Source organism: Acidovorax cavernicola (genome assembly GCF_003581445.1).
The window spans coordinates 1-528 of record NZ_QXMN01000373.1; the positions used below are offsets into that span (position 1 = coordinate 1).

Annotated in this window: 1 protein-coding gene; it reads left to right on the forward strand. The window is 66.7% G+C overall.

Translation table 11 applies throughout. The annotated features are described in order from the left end of the window. The coding region (locus tag D3H34_RS33740) for a cadherin-like domain-containing protein (protein WP_147400647.1) at positions 1–528 on the forward strand (528 nt) is incomplete at both ends.

Consider the following 528-nt stretch of genomic DNA (forward strand, 5'->3'; position numbering starts at 1 on the left):
ACAGCGGGGGCGCCGAAGTGACCGAGGCGATCGCACTGACGGTGACAGACCGCGACGGCGACGTAGCCAACGGCACGCTGACGGTGCTGATCATCAACGACACGCCGACGGCGAATGCCGACAGCAACGCCATCACCGAGGACGGCACGCCGAACACGGTGTCGGGCAGCGTGAGGACGAACGACCGCGACGGCGCGGACAACAGCAACTCGGTGCCGGTGACGGGCGTGAGCTTCGGTGGCACGGCAGGCACGGTGGGTTCGTCGATCACGACGACCTACGGCAGCATCGTGCTGAACGCCGATGGCACCTACACCTACACGCTGAACAACGCCGACCCACGCGTGCAGGCGCTGACGGTGGGCGAGACGCTGACCGAGGTGGTGACCTACACCATCACCGACGCGGACGGCGACACCTCGACCTCGACGCTGACGATCACCATCAACGGCGCGAACGACACACCGGGCGTGACTGTGAACGACGGCAATGGCGCGGCGACTGGTCAGGTGACCGTGTACGAAGCCG